The organism is Shewanella donghaensis (assembly GCF_007567505.1).
Taxonomy (GTDB): domain Bacteria; phylum Pseudomonadota; class Gammaproteobacteria; order Enterobacterales; family Shewanellaceae; genus Shewanella; species Shewanella donghaensis.
Genome location: NZ_CP041783.1, coordinates 3277038 through 3299013, shown reverse-complemented (window position 1 = coordinate 3299013; position 21976 = coordinate 3277038). Strand labels below are relative to the sequence as shown.

Annotated in this window: 24 protein-coding genes; 8 read left to right on the top strand and 16 right to left on the bottom strand. The window is 41.2% G+C overall.

Going from position 1 to position 21976, the window contains the following annotated elements; genetic code table 11:
- Positions 1–12: 12 nt before the first annotated feature.
- From FPK91_RS14055 to FPK91_RS14045, 3 genes are all read right to left on the bottom strand, one after another.
- Entirely contained in the window at positions 13–1731 is a 1719-nt protein-coding gene (locus FPK91_RS14055) for a DUF3373 domain-containing protein (RefSeq protein WP_144211833.1), read from the bottom strand.
- 167 nt (positions 1732–1898) lie between these two features.
- Positions 1899–2228, bottom strand: coding sequence for a c-type cytochrome (locus FPK91_RS14050; protein WP_144211832.1), 330 nt, complete (start codon positions 2226–2228; stop codon positions 1899–1901).
- A 387-nt stretch (positions 2229–2615) separates the two neighbouring features.
- Positions 2616–3065, bottom strand: coding sequence for a dCMP deaminase family protein (locus tag FPK91_RS14045; protein WP_144211831.1), 450 nt, complete (start codon positions 3063–3065; stop codon positions 2616–2618).
- Positions 3066–3347: 282 nt separating this feature from the next.
- Here FPK91_RS14045 and mtnC point away from each other — a divergent pair, with 282 nt between their 5' ends.
- Positions 3348–4028, top strand: coding sequence for an acireductone synthase (gene mtnC, locus FPK91_RS14040; RefSeq protein WP_144211830.1), 681 nt, complete (start codon positions 3348–3350; stop codon positions 4026–4028).
- 115 nt (positions 4029–4143) lie between these two features.
- Here mtnC and FPK91_RS14035 read toward each other — a convergent pair whose 3' ends face one another.
- Positions 4144–5250 (bottom strand): hypothetical protein, encoded by a 1107-nt coding sequence (locus tag FPK91_RS14035; RefSeq protein ID WP_144211829.1) that lies wholly within the window; start codon positions 5248–5250, stop codon positions 4144–4146.
- 146 nt (positions 5251–5396) lie between these two features.
- Between FPK91_RS14035 and FPK91_RS14030 the strand changes: the two genes are divergently transcribed.
- Positions 5397–5822, top strand: a complete 426-nt coding sequence (locus FPK91_RS14030) for an acyl-CoA thioesterase (protein ID WP_144211828.1) — start codon at positions 5397–5399, stop codon at positions 5820–5822.
- Positions 5823–5846: 24 nt separating this feature from the next.
- Here the strand turns inward: FPK91_RS14030 and FPK91_RS14025 are convergent, their stop codons facing one another.
- The 7 genes from FPK91_RS14025 to FPK91_RS13995 form a co-directional block, all read right to left on the bottom strand.
- A complete protein-coding gene (locus tag FPK91_RS14025) occupies positions 5847–6257 on the bottom strand; it encodes an acyl-CoA thioesterase (RefSeq protein WP_144211827.1) in 411 nt (136 codons plus the stop codon).
- A gap of 113 nt (positions 6258–6370) precedes the next feature.
- Positions 6371–7159, bottom strand: coding sequence for a lipase family protein (locus tag FPK91_RS14020; protein WP_144211826.1), 789 nt, complete (start codon positions 7157–7159; stop codon positions 6371–6373).
- 212 nt (positions 7160–7371) lie between these two features.
- The gene (locus FPK91_RS14015) at positions 7372–8229 is read right to left on the bottom strand and encodes a hypothetical protein (RefSeq protein ID WP_144211825.1); all 858 of its coding nucleotides are present in this window, start codon (positions 8227–8229) and stop codon (positions 7372–7374) included.
- A gap of 207 nt (positions 8230–8436) precedes the next feature.
- The gene (locus FPK91_RS14010; protein WP_144211824.1) at positions 8437–10230 is read right to left on the bottom strand and encodes an AMP-dependent synthetase/ligase; all 1794 of its coding nucleotides are present in this window, start codon (positions 10228–10230) and stop codon (positions 8437–8439) included.
- Positions 10231–10346: 116 nt separating this feature from the next.
- Positions 10347–11672 (bottom strand): hypothetical protein, encoded by a 1326-nt coding sequence (locus FPK91_RS14005; RefSeq protein WP_144211823.1) that lies wholly within the window; start codon positions 11670–11672, stop codon positions 10347–10349.
- Entirely contained in the window at positions 11669–12514 is an 846-nt protein-coding gene (locus FPK91_RS14000; RefSeq protein WP_144211822.1) for an ABC transporter ATP-binding protein, read from the bottom strand. The genes FPK91_RS14005 and FPK91_RS14000 overlap by 4 nt, the downstream gene beginning before the upstream one ends.
- A 104-nt stretch (positions 12515–12618) precedes the next feature.
- Positions 12619–12993, bottom strand: a complete 375-nt coding sequence (locus tag FPK91_RS13995; protein WP_102531645.1) for a GntR family transcriptional regulator — start codon at positions 12991–12993, stop codon at positions 12619–12621.
- A 92-nt stretch (positions 12994–13085) separates the two neighbouring features.
- Here FPK91_RS13995 and FPK91_RS13990 point away from each other — a divergent pair, with 92 nt between their 5' ends.
- The 4 genes from FPK91_RS13990 to FPK91_RS13975 all read left to right on the top strand — a co-directional run bounded on the left by FPK91_RS13990 (position 13086) and on the right by FPK91_RS13975 (position 16886).
- A complete protein-coding gene (locus FPK91_RS13990) occupies positions 13086–14672 on the top strand; it encodes an alpha/beta hydrolase (RefSeq protein WP_405127313.1) in 1587 nt (528 codons plus the stop codon).
- Positions 14673–14674: 2 nt separating this feature from the next.
- On the top strand, positions 14675–15409 hold the full coding sequence (locus tag FPK91_RS13985) for an ABC transporter ATP-binding protein (protein ID WP_144211821.1): 735 nt from the start codon (positions 14675–14677) through the stop codon (positions 15407–15409).
- Positions 15409–16542: an ABC transporter permease gene (locus FPK91_RS13980; RefSeq protein ID WP_144211820.1), complete on the top strand. Its 1134-nt coding sequence runs from the start codon at positions 15409–15411 to the stop codon at positions 16540–16542. The genes FPK91_RS13985 and FPK91_RS13980 overlap by 1 nt, the downstream gene beginning before the upstream one ends.
- Positions 16543–16649: 107 nt before the next feature.
- The gene (locus FPK91_RS13975; protein ID WP_144211819.1) at positions 16650–16886 is read left to right on the top strand and encodes a hypothetical protein; all 237 of its coding nucleotides are present in this window, start codon (positions 16650–16652) and stop codon (positions 16884–16886) included.
- Between the two features lie 31 nt (positions 16887–16917).
- Here FPK91_RS13975 and FPK91_RS13970 read toward each other — a convergent pair whose 3' ends face one another.
- Positions 16918–17925: a GlxA family transcriptional regulator gene (locus FPK91_RS13970; protein ID WP_144211818.1), complete on the bottom strand. Its 1008-nt coding sequence runs from the start codon at positions 17923–17925 to the stop codon at positions 16918–16920.
- Between the two features lie 123 nt (positions 17926–18048).
- Between FPK91_RS13970 and FPK91_RS13965 the strand changes: the two genes are divergently transcribed.
- Entirely contained in the window at positions 18049–18228 is a 180-nt protein-coding gene (locus FPK91_RS13965) for a hypothetical protein (RefSeq protein WP_144211817.1), read from the top strand.
- A 92-nt stretch (positions 18229–18320) separates the two neighbouring features.
- Here the strand turns inward: FPK91_RS13965 and mog are convergent, their stop codons facing one another.
- Entirely contained in the window at positions 18321–18854 is a 534-nt protein-coding gene (gene mog, locus FPK91_RS13960; RefSeq protein WP_144211816.1) for a molybdopterin adenylyltransferase, read from the bottom strand.
- A 112-nt stretch (positions 18855–18966) separates the two neighbouring features.
- On the bottom strand, positions 18967–19470 hold the full coding sequence (locus tag FPK91_RS13955; protein WP_227006578.1) for a C40 family peptidase: 504 nt from the start codon (positions 19468–19470) through the stop codon (positions 18967–18969).
- 349 nt (positions 19471–19819) lie between these two features.
- Between FPK91_RS13955 and FPK91_RS13950 the strand changes: the two genes are divergently transcribed.
- Entirely contained in the window at positions 19820–20146 is a 327-nt protein-coding gene (locus tag FPK91_RS13950) for a LysR family transcriptional regulator (RefSeq protein ID WP_144211814.1), read from the top strand.
- Between the two features lie 103 nt (positions 20147–20249).
- Here FPK91_RS13950 and FPK91_RS13945 read toward each other — a convergent pair whose 3' ends face one another.
- Together FPK91_RS13945 and FPK91_RS13940 are read right to left on the bottom strand one after the other, a co-directional pair.
- Positions 20250–21293, bottom strand: a complete 1044-nt coding sequence (locus tag FPK91_RS13945) for an inorganic phosphate transporter (RefSeq protein ID WP_144211813.1) — start codon at positions 21291–21293, stop codon at positions 20250–20252.
- 9 nt (positions 21294–21302) lie between these two features.
- Complete coding sequence (locus FPK91_RS13940; RefSeq protein ID WP_144211812.1) at positions 21303–21971, bottom strand: DUF47 domain-containing protein; 669 nt, start codon at positions 21969–21971, stop codon at positions 21303–21305.
- Between the last annotated feature and the right edge of the window lie 5 nt (positions 21972–21976).

The window sequence follows — 21976 nt, the reverse complement described above, 5'->3', positions numbered from 1 at the left end:
GGGGCGTCACGGTTAGAAATTAACAGTTAATGATGCATTAACATCATAAGCAGTATCGACTACAGGCAGCATTGAATATGAAGTACCCGCAATAACATCATCCACTTTTTGCGGCGCGCCCACTGGCGTACCACTGCCGGTATATTCATAGTCGTAATAAAGTCCGGCTAACTTGATGAACATGCGGGGATTAATATCAAAGATGTAATAGGCTTCAGCCACATGACCACGGGTGGCTAATTTACTGCCAATAGGATCATCCTGTGCTTGAGTAAATGGAGTCCAATATTCAGAACCATAGTTATACTCTAAGCCAAATTTTCCCATTGGAGCCGGCATTTGAAAGCCTACATATAAGCCATAACCATCTTTAGACGATGCATCATCTGCAACGGTTGGCATCATAATGATTTCGGTACCCGTACTGTTAAGTTGAGCTTCAAAAACAGCATCAGATAACATGCCACCAAACATACCGCTGTTGCCATTTGACTCAGCGCGTGTCCAACCCAATGAAGCAAAAGCTTTAAAGTCATCATCTGATTCATAGGCGTAACCCAAACCACCTAAGTACATGTCACCAATCACACCACTGGGCTGTACGCGAGTGACAAAGTTAAAATTGTCGAACTTTTGCATATCTTGGTACATTGTTGGGGCAAAAATACCCGCTAACTGAGTTGGGAATGCCATAGTGCCTTTAAAGCCGTCATTAACATCTTTAGCACCAAACATGGTTAGTTGTAAGAAATGGTTGCCGTCATTGACTACATCAATATTGAACCCGCCGAGATGCGTATCTTTGGTGACGATATCGCCAAACATTTCACCATTGCCCCATTGAGACTCAAAACCTTGACCGTAACAAAAGCGCACCACTTGTCCTTCGATACCTGTTAGTTCACCTAACTTGTATCCCAAGGTGGCACCATCAAAGTTAAAATTAACCAAATGGCCTGATGGCGTACCGCCACGCATTTCATTTTCACGGTAATGACTTGGAGGGCCATAAGTTGACGGACGTCGTCCAATAGATAAGTAAGTTTGGCTGCCGCCGATATTCCGCCAGTCAAAGTAGGCTCTTTCTACTCTTAACCAGTCGCCACTGGTATTACCGCTACTGGTGCCATCCATAGTAAATGAGCGCCATGAGTCAAATACTTGAGTTCCCGTTGAGTCACCCCAGTTTTTATACATAGACAATCGACCTGCAAAACTGACGTTATCCCACACTTTAGCTTTCATATTTAAGCGCAAACGAGTGGTATAAAGTAAGTCGTTATCGATATCTTGAACGGTTTTAGGGGCAAGTACATAAGGCATAACACCTTGTAATTGACCACTTTGAAATGCTTGAGCCAAAGCAGGATTCATTGCCATCATTTGACCGAGTGGCGAGTCGGCACTGTTGGGATCACCAAAAGCACCTGACATTGCTTTAGCGCCAAAATCAGAAAAATTAACATTAATTGCGGGATTCCATGTGACATTTTGATAATGCAATGAATGCACCTTGGTTCTAAAATCACCGGTTATTGTTAGTCTATCTAAAGCGCTATGACGCTCTGTTTTATCCACCCGAGAATTTAGATCATCTAACTCTTCTGTTATCTCGGTTAATTGCTGCTTTAAATCTATCATTTTCTGAGCATCATCACTTGGGTCTGCCGCCAGTGCGGCACCGCTAAACGCTAAGGCATTTGCTACGAGTATTGATATTAAAGTACGCATAATTTGTGTTCCTTATATTTAACCAAGCCATAAATTTCAGCAGTTTGGTTAAATTTTTGGTGCAGAAATCCCTGAGCTATTCGCACATTTTTTCTGCTTTTAAATTTGATTAACTAATGATGGTGCTGACTTAAGTTAAAACCTTCATCAGGATCAGCACGTTATCTTTACCCGCACGTTTGTGGCTGGTCAGAATCTGCTGCATGGTCATAGAGAAACTGTTGAATATCTTTAAGGTCTTTTTCGGATAACGCTTTGAATACTTCTGGCTTACCTTTATGTTGATCACGCTTGAAAAAACGATCCCATTGGCTCATGGTTTTGGCCATGGGTGTTAATTCAGGCCCTTCACTACTGACGCTATGGCAGCTTTTACATTGCTTTTTATAAAGGTGTTTTCCTTTTTTAGGGTTACCACCATCAGCAGCAAAGCAGTTACCAGCCAATAAACACATCACCATTACACCCACTGTCATCATTATTTTTGTTTTCATCATCTTTACCTCATCCATTCTTAATTTAAATTTTTAAGACAAATTGCATTTTTAATGCCTTGTTAAATATGTTACCCAAAAGAGGTAGATGTTTTATTGATATTGATCACAATCATTAGATTAATCTAATTGATAAAAATATTATTGAACAAAATCTAATTGATCGACGACTTCTTAAATGGCTTAATAACTAGCGCAACAGCACGAAGAATAAGTTGTGCATCATGCAAAGCAGGTTTAACGTCTTGTATAAGCTAGATAATGTCGATGAGGTATAACATAAGAAAGGAATGAAAATAACGAGAGATGCTGGCTAATTAATACCATAGTGAGCGAGAAACAAAAAAGTCGCCAATGCAGGCGACTTAACAATAAAGCGATACTGGATAATTAATCCTCAGTCAGCTCGCTCATTGGCAGCCAATGCACCTTAACGCCCGCTTGTAAGAACATATCCTGGCTAACTTTAATTTTGTCACCCCAACGAGACAGAAAATCTTCACTTTGTTCAGGGCAATACACCCCTGTGATACCGGTTTGAATAATCTTTGCAGCGCAGTTAGGACAAGGAAAATGCGTCACCCAAATATCACACTCACCTAAGTCTCTTTTGGCAAATAAAATCGCATTTTCTTCAGCATGCAGGGTTTTTAATAACTTCATTTCACGATCATCAGTTTCTGCGCTGTCAGAAATCCCATGGGGATAACCATTAAACCCAACTGAAACGATACGATTATGCTTGGTAATCACCGCCCCCACTTGTGTCGAGGGGTCTTTACTCCAAGAGCCTACTAGTTCCGCCATTTGGAAAAATCGTTTTGCCCATTTTGAGATCATAGTAATAGCCTTTTAAGGTGATGGTGTTTTTACCTAAGTAATTGAATTCATCATACCTAATGTTGTAGTCATTCTCACCTATTCTGCAATAAGTTTATTAAATGCTACGGGTATTGCTAACGCTTATTTAGCTTTTAACCATATAAATGCCAGCCAAATCTAAAGCCCTTGCGTGGATTTGAGAATTACTCAGCCACAAGAGGCTTTTTTGACTAGCCAATAGCCCCAATAAAGCTTAGGATCTTGAACAAGCAAATTTAAGGATTGGAGTACATATTCATTATGGGTATTAGAGCGATTATCGTAGATACAGCGGGCACCACCACTGATCTAGATTTTATTCAAGATGTACTATTTCCTTATTCAAAAAAGGCGATGGGAGATTTTCTTGAAAAGAACCAACACAACCCATTAGTTGAATACTGTATTAGTGATGTACGTGACTTAGCATTAGAAGCTGATGCTTCAATTGAACGTGTTACTGAAATCCTTTCTCAGTGGATTGATGAAGACCGTAAAGCAACCCCATTAAAAACCTTACAAGGTTTGATTTGGAAGCAAGGTTACGCCGCGAATGAATTCACTGGCCATATCTACCCAGACTTTATCGAAGCTATGCCACGCTTTGAAGCAGGCAATATCCGAATTTATAGTTTCTCTTCAGGTTCAGCCGAAGCACAAAAACTATTATTCAGTCACAGTGACGCTGGTGATTTAACCCCTAAGTTCAGTGGCCACTTTGATACGCGTACTGGCAACAAGTTAGATAAGCAGGCTTACTGCAATATCCTTAACACCATTAGCTTAAGCCCTAAGCAGGTATTATTTGTATCTGATGTGGTTGAAGAATTAAAAGCCGCTGAATCTGCAGGGTTACATACTCGCCAGATGGTACGTTTTGATAATCAGCGTACGGCTAAATATGCTCAAATAAAAAGTTTTGCTGAGTTATCATTTGATTAACTCGCAATCAATGCCATAAAAAACGACCTGCTGGTCGTTTTTTTGTATCTGAAATTTATCCAAGCTAAAAAAGCGACATATCAACGCGGTTAAGAAAAGTGGTTATGAACAGTGGTTATGAACCATAGTAAGACTCAGGAAATGCAGGGGAAATGCACTGCTTTACCACGAACGTATAGCCATACTTACCTGTTTCATCAGCCACTATCTCTAATATTTCATAATCATTGAGTTCAACTACCTTGCTACCCGCAGCAGTATGACAACGAGAATATTGATTGGACTCTAAGTAAAATACAAATTCAGCTACCAGCTTTCTAACTAATACACGGTATGCTTCACGGATCAGGTCATATCGACGTTCAGTTTTACTATCTGTAAAACTAATATTCAAAGAATCATCAGCTGTAATTTCAGCAACCGATTTTCCGGTAATATCTTTAAGTAATTGCTCCGCTTCTTCAGGTAGTGGCTCTTCTTCAACCGTTACAGGTACAGCTGAAGCTGTTGAATCTGAATTCGGGAGACTCTCCTGACTTTGTAACTGTTGCTGGGCTTCTTCCTTTAATAAACTCGCCATTCTGGCCTGTGGATCAATGCTCTCAAAACTATTTTCAAAATCACCCAACATAAACAAGTTTGTCAGTACCACAAACGCCAGGACAACCCGAACAAACAGAGTACGCTTGCGGTAATACTCACCCTTAGTGAACCGGATAGCTTTTACACCAACCAATTTAAGAAATGGCAATAATAAAAAATACACCATGATCGCTGGTTGTAACAACATCAATGCCATACCACTGATCACGACAAACCACACTGGCATATATAATAACACCACTAAATTATGGGTATATGTTAAATGTTCCGCAGAAATACCAGTGACTTCATTGACCACTGAGCCAGCCCAGACGAGAGAAAAGTTTGCTATCACGGCATAAAACAATAATAAAAATGCTTTACCCGCTAAGCTTTCCCACGCTTTAGTAAACATCGGCCAAAACTCTATTAGCATCGCGAACATAGCAATGACGCCCACTAAGGCGGAACCATCAAAACTCAGCATCATAATAAACGCAATAAAGTACAATTTTTGCGCCACGGTGAGTCTACTGATAACCGTTTGACAGGATGTCATGATGGCACTTGGCAGCGAACGCCAGCTATTAATAGGCTTATTAATTAGCTGCATTAATCGAGGATAGTTTAAGGATTTCAAATTAAGCGCATTCCGTGGCGATAACATCTATATGGATCATCAAAACATATTGCCTAATTGATAGCAAAAATTAGCTGCACTTGTTGATTGTTCGCTGTGCTGATACTCTGTAAAAATTCAAACGAACGTTTAAATGAAGTGGTGTTATGGAACAGTTTATTGCTCAACATTCAATTATTACTGAAATCCCTGTTGCATGGGGTGAAATGGATGCACTTAACCACGTTAATAACGTCGTTTATTTTCGCTATTTTGAAACTGCTAGAATCGATTTTTTCAATCAAATAAACATGTTGAAATATCTAAAAGAAACCTCAATTGGTCCGGTGCTTAATGAGACTCAGGCGAGATTTAAGCGCCCTGTTACCTTCCCCGATACCGTTCTGGTAAGCGTCAGTATTAGTGATATTCAGCAAGATCGTTTTGTCATGCATTACCGTATCTTTAGTAAAGCACAACAAGCCATTACCACCACAGGCAGCGCTAAAGTGGTGATGTTTAATTTTAAAACAGGGCAAAAAGCCACTCTGACACCGGAACTATTAACCGCCTTAGAGCAGCATTCACAATAATCGGGTTATACGCCTCGTTTTAACTTAAACTGCTGGGCCGGTTAGTGTTGCTAATTGGCCCTTAACGGCATCAGTCATCGGTTTACTTTTCTCAGCTTGGTAATCGTAATGCACCATGGTGGTTTTGGCTTCGGCTGTTTGACGACCATTTTGCCAACAGCTTTGGGCTATTTCAAAACTACTATTTCCTACGCGACTGATATGGGTTTTGACTGTCACTTCAGCACCATAAAAAGTCGGCGCGTTAAAGGCAATGGTAAAACCTGCAATAATCATGTTCCACTTTGACAAGTCTTGCCCAGGGTTCACAATCTCAAAAATAGGATCACGCGCAGCCTCGAACCACACTGGAATAACCGTGTTGTTGATGTGCCCTAAAGCATCGGTTTCACAGAATCGTGGAGTGAGGTTCATACTGAATTGAGTGTCTGACACAGAGGAAGTCCTTTTTATTTTTTGAAGCTGCTGTTTTAAGATGCTGTTTTTATCGGATGTTGTCATCACAATGAATGGCAATAGCTTAAGCTACCTTGATAAGAGAGTCACCTTTAAATATCATCGAAAAAGTCTTTGTTACGGATGTATTTATGCATGTAATGAAATGCAAAGGGCGATGCTATCCAGCTAAAAATACTCAATAAAAATCGCTTTACGGGTGGGGTATTTTCGTAAACTCGTTCATTATGAAGCCACAGCATTTTCCCCACATGAAAGAATATCCCTGGCAATGGCGGCAAAAAAGTGACCACATCAATATCACAACAAATTCGATAAGTACGTCGATGTAATAAATACGCTTTTTGAAAACTTTTAAAACCAGGTGAAGGCTGACCAAAGGTCACTACCCGTTTAATTGAATGAGGATACAATCGCTCGAGTCGATCAGCTGCCAGAATGGCCATAGCACCACCTGAGGAATGGCCTGTTAACGACACTCTTTTACCCGCTTGAATCAATGGATTCAGAATCGATGCTAACTGCGAGAATAGGCTCACATCAGACTTATAATCGGGGGCGATAGGATTGGTTTGTTGTTCTAATAAATAATCATATCCAGCATGAACATTATACTGACAACCTACAAATTGCTTAGACTTAGGCCAGCACTGACAATTGATCAACCACTCATGAACGGTTTGCGATCCACGAAACACCACCAGCACTTCTTTGTTGTCATCACGCCATAATATGCGGGCACATACATTACCCCAGCGATTAGCAATTTCACGATAATACTCGGCTGAAAAACCTAATTTTTCAGGTTTAAAATCAGCTTTATACGTCACCTTGCATAACACGGCATAACGTTCGTATTGATAGCGTTTCAGTTTTTTCAAAGGTAGCAAGTTCAGTTAGGCAAACTGAATTGAGAATATAGGCCTTTTATGACACTACTGTGATGTTATCTTCTGCTTTTTGATTATCGCTGGTAAGGCGACCGAATGAAGACCGATCCTATTAAAGAGCTTCTAGCGTTCAAAGACACCTTTGATCCTGAGCAAATAGATTGCTCTGTTTACCCAAGACCATTAGTGTGTGAGATGCAAAACTAAAGTTTTAGGTTTGGGTTTGTTTTTAACAATTGGTCTTTGGTTATAGATGTATTATTTTCATCGGCCAAGAAAAGCCAAGCTTCATTATTATGATAAACAAATGGAAATCTTAGGTTTCGTGTTTTAGGCTGGAAATAATAAAACGAATCATCTAAATTTGTTAAAATATTCATAGGAGTCGCTAAGTCTATGGACGGAAAAACCACAACATAAAAATGTCCTTTATGCTTATTAGGTGTCAACGAAGTAATTTTAGAAATATAGGGACTAACGTAACCATTCCCAATACATTGGTTTTCATTGTTAATACTGTATTTTTGATTAAACTCAGTAGTGTAAAGTGAAGAATAATGTAATTGTTTCTGTTTACACCCTTCACCCTCAAAAATATTGTAAATATGACCACCTCTTGAAATATGGTGACTATAAATACTGTTTAATTCATTAGATGTTTTGTCATTGATCTTTTTAACGGCAAACTTAATGGCATCTTGTGGGCTACTTGAAGGTACATAAGAAATCAAAAGGCCACGATTCAGAGGTGCAGTACCTTGGTTAGTGCCTAACATACTCAAGAATGCCCCACCAATACCTCCACCACCAAAACCAATGACACCATCAGCAATGTAATCCATTGTGCCAGCAGTCGTGTCAGCATCTTTAGGTCGGTTAGCGTCACGTAGGCCGTTGTGAAAGCCCAAACTGCCATCGACTACATTCATTGCAAAGCTCATGTCATTGTCGTAAACGAAGTCTTTATCACTTTCAGGCGTGTATGGGTCAGTTGAAGCACAACCAGTGAGTAAGCTGGTGGCTATTAATGTTGTAGTGAGTATTTTCAGGGTAATTTTCATTATTTTTTCTCGTGATTAATTAATCTGGTTACTTATTGTCAAGATTCAACACTTATGCGACTAACTGTTTTGATTACATATTTAGCAATACCATCGTACCCCATGCGCAATAGTTTTTTTGTCTAAAAATACCCCATAAAAAAGGACACCCTAAGGTGTCCTTTGAATAATTTTCTTCACGATTCACGTAATTACTTAGCTTGCTCGCTATTTTGCGTACATAGCATCAATTTCGCTGATGTACTTAGAGTAAATCTTCTTACGGCGCAGTTTCATGGTTGGGGTGATTAACCCTGATTCCATTGAAAATGCTTCAGGCAGCAGGGTGAACTTTTTGATTTTTTCAAATCCTGCTAACTCATGTTGTAACTCTTTTAAGCGCTGTTCAAAATGCTCAATCACATGGGTGTGACGCAGTAATTCAAGTGGCGACTCATAAGTGATGCCTTTCTCTTTTGCCCATGCATCTAATGATTCAAATGCCGGTACAATTAAGGCTGAAACATAGTTACGCGCATCAGCGACAATGGCCACCTGCTCGATGAATGGACAACAGCTGACTTTACCTTCTACACGCTGCGGTGCGATGTATTTGCCATTTGACGTTTTCATCAACTCTTTAATACGATCGGTAATGTATAAGTTACCTTCGGCATCTAACATGCCTGCATCACCGGTTTTTAACCAACCATCTTCAAACGCTTCTTCGGTATCTTGTGGGCGATTGTAATAACCGCGCATAACCGTATCACCACGGACCAAAATCTCGTTGTTGTTACCGATTTTGACTTCCATTGCTGGTAACGTTTTACCGTTTGAACCAGAAACGCGATTACTTAGGGTATTACAAGTTACTGTTGCGCTGGTTTCAGTCATGCCATATCCACATAGGATTGGCACCCCGATACTATGAAAAAAACCACCAACATTCACGTCTAACGCTGCACCGCCGACAGGCATAAATTTCAAACGCCCGCCCAATACATTCTGCAATTTACTAAAGACTAATTTATTTGCTAACTTCCACTGTACTGATAAAGCAAAACTGGCACGCTTGCGGCCTTGTCCCACTTCAAACTGGCGCGAACCGACACCAATAGCCCAGTTAAACAGTTTTTGGCGTATTGCTGGGGCACTGTTCACTTTGTCATGCACGGCGCTATACACTTTTTCTAAAAAGCGTGGCACAACACATAATGTGTGCGGTCTAACTGCAGCAATGGCTTCTTTAACGCGATTAGTATCGTTTAAATATACATTATGGCCACCACGACAAAGTACGTAGAAACTCCAACCACGCTCAAATACATGGCTCAAGGGTAAAAATGCTAACGATACATCACCTGGTTTAAAGGCAATTTCAGCATCATGCTGTTCTACCATAGAAGCGATATTGCGGTAATCCAACATCACGCCTTTAGGGTCGCCAGTGGTACCTGAGGTATAAATAAGGGTCAGTAAGTCATCTAGGCTGGTTTGCGATAAACGTAATGTTAACTCAGCTTCACTTGCAGGCGTTGTCTCTGCAATAAGTAAGTCATCAAAATGGAAATGCTCGTCTGATGCTAATGATACTTTGCTATCAAACACGATAATGTGTTCAACACTAGGACACTGGGCTTGAATTTTACAGGCTGTTGCATACTGACTGTCATCACCAGCAAAAATAACTTTGGCGCGGGCATCATTAACAATAAACACCGCTTGTTCCATTGGGCTTGTAGGATACACAGGCACAACAACGGTACGGGCTTTTAATGCACCAATGTCTGCACAGCTCCATTGAGGGCTATTCTGCGCAACAATAACCACTTTATCTTGTACTTGTAGTCCAAGATCAATCAAATGTTGGGCAACTTTATTGGTAATAGTATCAAATTGACTCCAAGAAACTTTATTCCATGGAGCGGCGGTCTCAAATCCTTCGAGTGCGACATTATCTGTTAATGCCTGGCTTTGCTGCTGTAGCAATCTTACGATATGAAATTTTTCAAGAGACATGTCTATTTACCTTTAAGCTTACAAGTGTTCCGCTTTTTACATTCTACTTTAACGAATAAGGAAAAATAAGATTTTTTAATCTAAATTGGCACCAATTCGCAGTTTATTACTGTATTTTACAAACTAGCAACACAATTTTTCCATAGTTTATCTTTGCTGATAACGAGTAAAAGGCCCATTAACAGTAGTAACCCGAGATCTCCCCAGTAATATCCAACACTTATCATACCTTGTTCACGCAGGCTTACTAACGATGTAGATACCCATATAGCACTGCTAAAAACAACGAGCATAGACCAGCAGATGTTCAGGGTTGAACGACTCATCGCGCCAAACGCCAATGCCAAACCTGACGCCCAAGTGGTACTGGCGACAATATGTAAGCCGACCATCAGGGTTATTTGCGAATTAAACTGAGCTGATAGCAGGATAATCAGTGACATAATCACAATAACGATGCCGATTAAGCGTAATTGTGATTTAAAAAATGCCTCCACCAAACCTGTTTTACCGCTAAAGCTTGGCAGCATATACAGGGTCTCAGCGGCGCGCCAACGCTGAACACGTGTCCAGTGAATCAATGCACACACCATAATCATCAATTGTGAAAGCACCATTAAAATGGGAACGTCGACATTTATGTATGCCGCAAATAACACCCCAACTACACTGATAATAAATGATGCAATCAATACCATCCCGAGCATAGGACCAATAAAAAAGCTGGCAGGATGTAGGTAACGACTCAGCTTAATAAACCAAGGGTGTTGCCCCATTATTGGGCCAACCATCCAACCTGTTTCCTGACCATTCAAATATATGGCTCGAGCGTCCTCATTCCAGCAAAAGCGCTTAAGTTTTCTATCGATCAACACACCTAATAACACCGGAATCAATACGATAACGTCAGCAATAACTTCAGGAATATACTGAACAACTTCCGGTGTTATAGGCAGGACTAAAAACACCAGCATAGAAAAGTTAAATCGCTGGGGTTTGATTAAACAGGCATATATAAAGCCCATACCAATACTGGTAAAGAGCATCAATGACACAATACTTGCCTGGTCGTTTAGCTTAAACGCCACACAACAGAGCAATAACGTTATTATCCACACGCTGGTAGCCTGGGTTATGACCTGTTGACGATAATGGGGAATAAGCCCAAAGCATTCACTGGCCGATAATTTAATAAACTGCCACGCAACTGAAGTTGAGATTGATAAAATCGTCATGCCTAAAGCAAGATTTATCACGTCAACTTTTTCAGGGTTAGTCAACATCGTTAGTATTGTCAGAACGCAACCAAGCAAAGCGACCATCAAGAAACTCAGACAGCCAAAATCACGCAGCCACAGTGAATAAAATCCCATAAATGGATTGCGAAAAGCGCTTTTGCTCGCTGTAGTTGTTGGTTGAGTTGGGGTGTGTGAGCTTTTCATCGATGCAATTCCATGAATAGTTGCTCAAGGTTCAGCGAAGTCGTATTAACCACACCAGCAATATCAATCTGATTAGCATTATCCACTAACACTTGTTGCTGGTTGCGATTTAGTACCGTTAACCCCTCGGGTAAATCTTGGTTATCTGCCAGTTGTACTAAAACAACCTCTTCCCGCAGGGCATCAATTTCTTTAAATAAGATTAATTCACCTTGTTTAAGTAAGGCCACATGGCTGGCAACCCGCTCAATATCAGAGGTAATATGCGATGAAAATAGCACTGCAGAGCCAGACTCTAGTGCCAGCTCGAATAAGTCCGACATGAATTGGCGGCGCACAATGGGATCTAAACTGGCAACGGGTTCATCAAGAATAAGTAATTGCGGGCGGTAAGCCATGGCCATGATTAACGCCAATGATTGACGTTGACCGACGGATAAACGTTGTACTTGTTGTTTAGCTTCTAGCCCAAAGCGCGTTAACCAGTCTGTTTCCAGCTGTTTATCCCAATCAGGATAAAAACTGCTGTGCAATTCAAGGGCACTTTTAACTGAAAAACCTTCATAACCAAATGGCTGCTGCGGTACATAACCAATTTTTTCTTTGGCTTTAGTGCTGAGATTAAGCGCGGGCTCACCTAATGCTGTCACGCTACCAGCATCAACATCTAAAATGCCTAAAGCACTGCGCATTAGCGTAGATTTACCGGCGCCATTTTGGCCCAATAATCCCACAACCATGCCTGCTGATAAACTAAAGCTAAGCTGCTTTAATACCGTTTTATCATCAAATGATTTACTGACTTGATTAAATTCAAGAATCACTTCTGAGCTAGTATCCATTAACTCGTTCCTTGTTATCTGCTGACTCAATATGACCAGCTATATTATTCTTATTTCGTTACTGCTGGTCGTAGGGTTTATTTTATTCGTGAATGGCTTAAAGATTACTTATCCCACTCTTTTGCAAGTAATTGTTGGACTTCTTCCAAGCTAATTCCCAGCTGTTTTGCTTGGCTGATCAAATCGCTGGTTTGAGGTGCTAATAGCTGCAAGCTAGAAGTCGTTGGTGAATCCTGCTTTTGCGCAACCCTCGTTGGCTGACCGCGGCGACGCTCTAGCCAACCTTGCTCAACTAATTGCTGAATGGCACGTGATACTGTCATTGGGTTGACAGCAAGGTGCTCTGCCATCTGCCTAACAGAAGGTAGCACTTGCTCTACTTGTAGCTGCCCACCCACAATCAAACGCACAATTTGTTCATGCAATTGTCGATAAATAGGTTCGCCACTACTGGGGTTGACTTTTATTAGCTCTAGCATTAGCCTTTACTTACTGTATTAATACATTGATACACCGATACACTCATGTTAAGTTAACACAATCATCGTGAAATGCAAAAAGGAAAGATGTTATGAACATCAGAGAGTCACTGTCACAAGGAGAGTTTGACATGGTCAGCCAGCCCATAAAGGCAGCGAGAAAAAAACGTTCTTCATTATTACTGTCGGCATTAAACCTCAGTATTAGTCTCAGTATCGGTATAAGTGCTTATGGATTTTTAAGTAACCCAGCATTAGCCGACGACAGTCAAAGTAAGATTACAGCACCTAATAACGCTATTTTATCAAGTTGCTATCTCGATGGTTTATCAGAGCAAATGCAATGTGGTTCACTTGAGCTACCTGAAAACCCAGCCATGCCGAATGGTAAAACCATCTCGATACATTACGCGGTATTACCAGCAATAAAACCTAGCTTTCAAAAACAAGCCATGTTCGCCATTGCTGGCGGCCCAGGTCAATCAGCCATTGAAAATGCCGCAGGCTTTAACCGTGTGTTAGCGAAAGTGCGCCAAGATAGAGATATCTTACTGGTTGATCAACGCGGAACTGGCCAGTCAAATATTCTAGCTTGTGAAGATAACACCATGTCGGCGCTGTCTTTTAATGATGACAATATCGATATCACCAAAGACACCCAAGTTTGTCTCGATGCCATTGATGCTGATGTCAGCCAATATGGTAGCTTAACCGCGCTAACTGATTTTGAAGCTGTTCGTCAGCACCTAGGTTATGAAAAACTGCACATTTATGGCGTATCTTACGGTACCCGTATGGCGCAGCTTTATATGCGTGAATACCCGCAAGCGATAGCCACTGTCACACTCGACGGTGTGGTGCCAATGCAGCAAAGTGTTATCGCAATTGGCAGTGCCATTGACCGTGGTTACGATTTATTATTTAAAGACTGCCAGCAAAATAGTCAATGTCAGCAGCAGTTCCCTGAGTTAAAGCAAGAATTCGAACAGATGGACTCAGCCTTAGCAAAAACGCCTATCATTACCCAAACCCGTGATCCGCAAACCGATGAGATTGCCAGCTTTACGCTCACACGCGGTAAGTATAATGGCGCGATAAGAATGGCGTTATATATGCCAAATATTCGTGCGCTAATCCCCCATGCTATTCATCAAGCGGCACAAGGTAACTATCAACCTATTCTCGGTATTTATGCCTTAACCACTGACAGCACAGGCATAGCATTAGGCATGCACGCTTCAGTCGTTTGTGGTGAAGATATCCATCGTATTACTGATGAGATGCGCCAACAAGCGCAAGACTCTTATATGAGTCGGACCATGCTAGAGGGATTAGAAGAGACCTGTAAAGTGTGGTCAATCCCGACGGTAGATGACAGTTTCAGCGATGCCATTGAGAGTGATATACCGACGCTTTTACTATCAGGAGAGTTAGACCCAGCAACACCACCAAGTTGGGGCGATATGGCAACAGAAAAGCTCACTAATGCGAAACATTTTACCTCTCAGTATTCGACTCACGGCGTGGCTTATCAAAGCTGTGGTAATGATCTCATTGCTGATTTAGTAAGATCGGGTTCTGTTGACAATATCGATGGTGAATGTCTTGAAAAAGATACTCGCCGCAGTTTTTACCTCAATGCCAATACTGTTGAAACCATTCCAGCAGGGGAAGAATAATCATGATTACCGTATCTAATCTCTCGAAAAAAATTGGTGACGTTCAAGCACTGGATAATCTTAGTTTCAGTGCACACGACGGCCATATTACTGGACTGCTTGGCCCCAATGGTGCCGGTAAAACAACTTGTTTACGCACTGTATTTGGCTTACTTGCCGCTGACGAAGGTCATGCTGAAATTGACGGTATTGATGTCGCCAAAGAACCCACTAAAGCCAAAGCGCAGTTAGGTTTATTCCCTGATCCATTTGGCCTGTATGAGCGTTTATCACCAAGAGAATATATTAGTTATTTTGCTCAGCTAAGTGGCATGTCAAAAGTTGATGCCAAGCAAGCGACTGCCAATGTGATTGCACAACTTAAGTTAGAAGATATTGCCGATAGACGCTGCAAAGGTTTCTCACAAGGTCAACGAATGAAAACGGCATTAGCCCAGGCCATAGTCCACCAGCCAACCAATATTATTCTAGATGAGCCAACACGCGGCTTAGATGTTATGAGTACTCGCCTATTACGTGACATTCTGGTCGAACTCAAAAAAGCTGGGCACTGTGTGTTGTTCTCAAGTCATGTGATGCAAGAAGTTGCTGCGCTATGTGACCAGGTGATTGTTATGGCTGACGGTAAGGTTGTGGCCACTGGCAGCCCTGAAGAGTTATGCCAACAAACTGGTGAAGATTCACTAGAAGAAGCCTTTATTAAACTCATCGGAACTGACGAAGGGATCGCAGCCTAATGAAAACTGTAATAGCCATGGTTCAAAAAGAACTTATTGACGCAATGCGCGACAAACGATCGGTGATGGCGGGATTATACTACGCCATCGGTACGCCTATTTTAATGTGCGGCATGTTCATGGTGCTGATTGGACAACTCTCTAGCCCAGAAGATTTAAACATTAACATCAGCAATGCTGACAATGCCCCGGACTTAGTACGCTTTTTAAATAATCGCGGTATTAACCACAGTGATGATAAAGACACCAAAGAAATTGAATTGGTGATCAGTGATGAATACGCTGCGCAAATGGCAGCAGCAAAACCTGCAGAAGTCACCCTGATTGCTGATAACTCCAATGAGAAACTGCAAAAATCAATTCGCCGCGTAGAAATGCAATTACAAGCATATAGCAGTGAAATGGGCAGCTTACGCTTAATTGCTCGGGGTATTAATCCTGCAGTCGTTCAGCCAATTAAAGTGGTTGTAGAAGACCAAGCGACACCTGACTCAAAAGGCGGCTTTATACTTGGTATTGCGATTTTTACGATGATTTATTCTGTATTTATCTCAGGTATGAACCTTGCCATTGATACCAGTGCAGGTGAACGTGAACGTAACTCACTGGCTTTATTACTCAGCCATCCGATTAGTACTCGCCAGTTGGTCATGGGGAAAATTATCGCAGTTACCTGCTTTGCCTTGCTCGGATTAATCTTGATTTTAATCGTCTCTAAAATCGCTTATGCCTTTGTGCCTTGGCAGCAACTGGGCTTTAGCGTCACCATTTCACCAGACTTTATGGCATTAATGTTACTCATTGGCACGCCATTAGCCATCATGGCAGCAACACTGCAATTGTTCGTGTCATTCATGGCTAAAAGCTTTAAAGAAGCTCAGTCCTATCTGACGATGGTGTTATTTGTTCCGCTAGCATTATCAATGGCCGCCAGTTACAACATCGCCCCAGATATACTTGAGTGGCTGCCAGTCTCAGGTCAACAACAAGCGTTAATGGCCTTTATCAAAGGACGTGAAATTCCAATGTTGCAGTTATTAGCGTCGTCATCTGCCACCATTGTGCTTTCCATCGTATTAGCATTGGGGTTAGAACGACTGTTAAAAAGTGAGAAAGTGGTCTTTGGTCTGTAATTGAATTTGATAAATCAATCGAGGATGACTGGCTTAAGCATTATCGAGTCAGTCATCCTTAATTTAACTAACGTTGGGGCATCTCAACGATCGAGAAGGAGTTTGGTATGGAACAGGAATATGCGATTTTAACCTTAGTGATTGTCATCACTATTGGTACTACGGCTACAGAGATGTTTAAGCACTATATCAAGTCAAAAAATAGTGCCAACGCCAGTAATAATAACAATGAGATGAACTCATTACGTCAACAAAACAGCGAACTACTGCAGCGAGTGGCCACCCTAGAGAAAATCGTTACTGAACCTGATTATGACTTAAAGCAACGTATTGATGCACTGTAATATCTGTTTGATTGAAAGAAGCCAAACAGGCTTAACAGCAAGTATGAGTATTGAATTTTTGTCGATAAGCACGCGGGGTTAAACTGGTTAACTGGATAAACAGCTTTCGAAAAGAGCTAACGTCTTCATAACCGACCCGCTCGACTATCTGCTCAATCCCGAGCTCTGTGGTCTCTAATAACCTTTTAGCTTCATCAACGCGCAGTCGTTGCATATAACTTGCTGGCGTTTCATTAACGGCTTTTTTAAAACGCCTAATCAGGGTGCGTTTACCCACAGCAAATTTATCGGCTATATCATCTAATAGCCAATGCTGACTTATATGCACTTGCATCCACTGCTGCACTTTATGAATTAGCTCATCTTTATGTTGTTCTGGATTAATTGCCATAGTCATAAACGGTTGCTGAGAACAACGATTAGGATCAATCAGTAATATCTTCGACATCTGCTGCGCCATTTGCTCACCAGCAAGAATCGATATTAAGTGCAATGCTAAGCTTAAATTAGAGGTGGTCGCGCCTGCTGTATGCAAATGACCATCAGACACAACCAGCGAATCCATACATAAATTCACGTCTTTAAAGTTGCGTTCAAACATTTCACTCAACCACCACACCGTCGTCGCACGCTTTTGATTAAGCAGCCCTGATGCCGCTAACAATAATGTGCCAGAACAATAAGCTGCCACCGGTTTTTCTGTTGCAGAAAAGGCCACTAGTGGCGCAAATAATGGTTCAAAGTCGGTTAAGAATGCTTGAAATTCTTCGCGATTAGTCACAAATGCCGACGCTAAAATAACTGCGTCTGCCGCCAAAATATCATCAGAATGCTCGAGCCCTTTGGCGGGGATTTCAAAACCTTGATTGGTTTTTACATTTTCCCCATCACTTGAAATAACATGACAATGAAATAAGTCCTCTGTGACATCGGCATTAATACGCCGCCAATAACTATTACAAAAACTAAATACATCTAAAAAGCTCACGAGCCCACTGGCTACGACAGTCCCTGCCGTTAAGATATAAACCGTTTTCATAATAGAAACTCCAAACTTGTCATTTTTAGCCTTATATTTGTCAATAATGACACTTATTATTTTTTTGTCTAGTTTTTATACTGAACACACTAATCATTGAGATACTCAGTAAGGAAACGAGTAATGAAAAAAATCACATCACATATGGCAATCAGTCTTGGCTATCTCTCAATAAGTTGGGGATTATTACTTTGGCTTAATTTCAGTACCGAACCCAATGTATTCGCCCACCTAATCGCGATACCTAGCTTGGTATTATTCACAGGATACAGTGCAAATTTAATCGTCAGAAAAGGGATATAGTCGATGGATTACAAACATAAAAAAACCAGCCATAGCTGGTTTTATTCAATCGCGATAAATGCGTAGCGGCAAATGTTCCGCTAACTAACGTCTTATTTAGCTTTAGGTCTAAATGGCTTGATGACTGACTCATCACATACCAAGAAAGGACCATCCATCAAATCAATACAGTAAGGGATCGCTGGGAATACCGCATCTAAACATTCACGGATAGACTTAGGCTTTCCTGGTAGGTTAACGATTAACGAATCACCACGTAAACCCGCAGTTTGGCGCGATAAAATCGCTGTTGGTACAAATTTAAGCGACTCTGCACGCATAAGCTCACCAAAGCCAGGCATCATTCGATCACACACTGCTTCAGTTGCTTCAGGGGTAACATCACGCTTTGCAGGGCCTGTTCCGCCAGTAGTGACGATTAAGCTACAGTTTTGCACATCAGCCATATCAATCAAGGTTGCTTCAATAACGTCAGTTTCATCTGGGATAACTTTATAAACAGGTTCCCAGTCAGACGTTAAGTACTCATTTAGTACATCGATAATGGCCTTACCTGATAAATCTTCGTACACACCTGCGCTGGCACGGTCACTTACGGTAACAATACCAATTTTAGCTTTAGTCATGGCTGAATCCTTAAACTTAATCACGTCAATAATGACGACTTTAGATGAGGCTAAAATAACATAAATTTTCGATTAAGGCGGAGAGATTGATCAAGAGTTAGGGGACATACAGTTAAATGCGACTCGCGAACCAGTAGCGCGGCTTCCAATAAACGTTATCCATACTGGAAATAATAACGCCCTTCTTGGTGGACACATGTAAAAAACGATTGCCTGACAAATACACGCCGACATGTCGTCCCGAACCCGTGGTTTTAAAAAATACTAAATCACCACTTTGAAGCTCGCTACGATTTATTTTTTTACCCAGCGTAGTTTGCCCTTTGACGGTGCGTGGCAAACTGGGTCCCACAAGATCTTGATAGGCAATATAAACTAAGCCTGAGCAATCTAATCCGGACTTAGTTAAGCCACCATAGCGATAGGGTGTCCCTTGCCACTGGCGATGAAATTGCAGCAACTTAACTTCATTCCATAACTGCGTATCGGTCTTAGCTGAACTCACATATTCTAAATGAGTTGCTGAATGAATTGTTGATTGATGTCTCACAGGATCGGGTTGTGATGAGCAAGCACTAATAAAAAGAAGAACGATTAAGACTAATAACTTACCCAAGATCCTCTCCTTAATTTATTCCGCTACATTTTCATCATTAATAAGCATATTCATCAATTGATAACACCTTAACAGTTTATTGAGCGTCGTCGACACGAATACAGCATGGCAAATACTTAACAATCAGATCAAGATGACATCAAGCCAAACTCGTTACTTAACCCGCGTTCACAAGCTGTTAGCTATTGTCGCAATTGTTTACGCTATCTATATGAATAAAATATAAAATTCGCTGCCATTCTGCTCAAAATACTCACAAAGAGGTATATTGTGATTCCGATGCAGTTTCACCGCAAATGATTATGCTAACTTCAGCTTAAATATACGCTTGCTGATGTGGAAATGACTTATGCCAAAACAACTTTCAAGATTAGACTACTTTACGCTAAAAGTACTGATTGGCTTATTTGAATATAAGAATGGCAGCATTGTAGCCGAGAAGCTCAATAGTACTCAGCCTAAAATAAGCCGAGCATTAAGCACGATGCGCGAAGTCATCAATGATGAGTTGTTTATTAGGCAACAATACGGCTTGCACCCTAATGCGATGGCAGAACGCCTGTATCCATTAGCTCAAGCGATTGTCACTGCTTATGATCACATGGCCAGTGCAGCAAAAACGAAATCAGAACACCAAAAAGTATTGCAAATCTCTGTCCCTGAACATAGCGCATAAAAAAGCCATTATTTTAACAATGGCTTTTTATCACTGAATGCAAGCTTTACCCTATCATTTGTTAAGCACTATTCTGTGATACTAAACTGAGATCAGGAATCGATTAAACCACCACCTGATTAAACAAGTTTTGCACAATGAATAACCCAACAAAACAAGCTACGGCAGATAAAATAGGCGTAATCACCCAACCCACTAAAATCTTACCTAATACCGGCCACTGCACCGGCAAACGCTTTAATAATGCAATCCCAATTACTGCACCAATAACCGCTTGAGAACTCGACACAGGTACTAATGGAATCGCGGGTAAACCTAAGCTCACAAAGCCATTAGATAACGATTGAGATGAGAAGATAAATAACACGATAGAGTGTGCCATAACGACCACCCATGCGGTGACAGGCGTCATCGAAATCAAATTACCACCGACGGTCATCATCACTTTTTTAGAGTAGGTAAATACCCCGACACTGATCGCCACAGCCCCAAGAAAAAACAACTGCATTGCGCCAGTAAATTCAATACCTGCAAAATCAAATGCTTCAAGTGGGGCACTTAATACAAATACGCCCATCACATTAGCAATGTTATTTGCCCCTAAACTGTAGGCACCAAAAGCCCCCGCTAAAATCAAACCAATACGCGTCCATTGATCCAGCTGAAATAATCCAGGTCGCCACCAACCTATCGCTTTGGTCACTGCTTTATACAAAATAACTGCAGTAAAGGCTGCGAGTATTGGGCACATGACCCAAGTACTTAATATTTTGGTCAACACTTCAGGATCTGTCGATAAACCGGTAAACAAATTCCAGCCAATAATAGCACCGACAATAGCTTGCCCAGTTGACACAGGTAAGCCTGACTTTGTCATAAAGTAGACCGTAGTCCCAGCTGATAACGCCACCGTAAAAGCGCCACCAATAGCAGAAACCTTGCCTAAAGCGCCTAACGTATGCGATGCACCAGCACCGCTAATCACCGCGCCAAGAATAACCATCACCGAACAAATCATCGCCGCGGTAGAGAACTTAACCATGCGCGAACCAACAGCGGTGCCAAATACATTGGCTGCGTCATTAGCCCCTAATGACCAACCTAAAAACAATCCACTGGATAAGAATATCCAAATCGCAATATCCATTGGTGCTCCTTATTGCACGCGTTTAAGCGTGAAAATAGCAATGCGGTCACTGATGTCTTCAGCAAGGTTCGCCACCTGATCAATACGGTCGAAGAAGTAACGCAGCTGCACTTTATTGATTAACGGAAGATCAGTATCAAACAAAATAGTTTTAGCGCGGGTGCAGGCTTTATCGGCATCTGTTTCAAATAAAATCACCTTCTGATGATATTCTTGCACTCGCTGTAAATCGGTAAAAAAACTTTTTGCACACAATAAGGTATGGTCAATGGTGTTACCGACGGCAGCTAACAAAATCATTAAGTCAGCTTCTACCGCTTTTGGAATAAGCGGTTTTTCAATTTTTAAATGTAAGCCTATGGTTTCCTGCTTATTGATCAATCGATCGGTTAAATCAATTAAAGAGGCCACATCAGTACGTAAATCAGGGATTAAAGTTTTACGATATAAAGTTTGTTCAATTTCACGCTTAAGCACATCAGCTTCATGCTCAATGGCTTGCAGTTCAGTTAATGCACTTTCAAATTCTTCACTACTCGGACCGTGGGATAAATACATTTGCCACATATACACAAACTTATGTTGAGCAAGGGTGACTTGATCGAGAAATAAATACACGTTGGTTTCGGTAGACTGGCTCTGAGAAAGAAGCGTAGTGATCCGAGAAAAGCCAAACATAGGCA